Source organism: Legionella feeleii (genome assembly GCF_001467625.1).
GTDB lineage: Bacteria > Pseudomonadota > Gammaproteobacteria > Legionellales > Legionellaceae > Tatlockia > Tatlockia feeleii.
This window is the reverse complement of sequence record NZ_LNYB01000085.1, coordinates 84443-85500: the sequence shown is the minus strand read 5'-3', so window position 1 is coordinate 85500 and position 1058 is coordinate 84443. Positions and strand designations below refer to the sequence as shown.

Below are 1058 nucleotides of genomic sequence, written 5' to 3'. Positions count from 1 at the left end.
TTCAACAGGAGATTAGTTCTGCCAATGAAAAAGGAGCGTTGGTTGAGCCGTTGGATATCCCTGCACTGAGAGACCCTATCAAAAAATTACTGGACGATCGCATTGCTGAACTACATACAGAATGGCTGAGGTTCAATAGTGATTTTATGCAAGGAAAACTCAAACATCTTAATTATGATGAAAAAACAAACACGATCCACCTGAAAAAATCCAGGGCGGAGGGGGATGAAGAGCATCAAGATCGTTTTTATGATCAGTTGCCACTCTGCGATATTACGGATGTACTTCGATTTGTTAATGAACGGTGCCGATATTCATCAATTTTTACGCACATACAGCCTCGTTACGGCAAAGTGTATGTTGATGAAAACAGCCTAAATGCCGTGATTATCGCGCAAGCATTCAATAACGGCAACCTCAATATGGCAGAAATTTCTGATATTCCTTACGACAGACTTCTGGATATATATCAGTCACGCATGCGGTTGCAAACATTAAAAAGAGCCAACGACATCATCGGTGATGATATTGCCCAAATGCCCATTTTCCCCTATTACTCATTAGACATGGCCATTCTTTATGGTGGCGTTGATGGTCAGAAATACGAGGTTGAAAAACCGACCCTTAAGGCCAGACGCTCCAAAAAGTATTTTAAAAGGGGAAAAGGCGTTGTGGCATATACCCTATTGGTTAATCATATTCCCCTGCAAACAGAATTAATTGGCGCCCATGAGCATGAAAGTTACTTCGCTTTTGATATTTGGTACAACAACACAAGCAGCATCATGCCCAGCTCTATTACGGGCGATATGCACATCATCAACAAAACAAATTTTGCAATAATGGATTGGTTTGGCGGCCGGTTATGCCCCCGATTCACCAATTTGCAATCTCAACTCAAGCATCTTTACTGTGGCGATGATCTGGATCAATATAATGACTGGTTAATCAAGCCTGTCGGCAAGATTGATCGCCAACTCATTGAAGATGAGTGGCCAAATATTGTACCTATCATCAAGGCTCTGGGCCTAAAGGAAATTACGCAGAGCATCCTGGTT

1 protein-coding gene is annotated in these 1058 nt (G+C 42.0%); it reads left to right on the top strand.

Annotated features, from left to right (window positions below):
* Positions 1-1058: Tn3 family transposase (locus Lfee_RS17415; protein WP_193786956.1), on the top strand; the 1058-nt coding region annotated here is incomplete at both ends.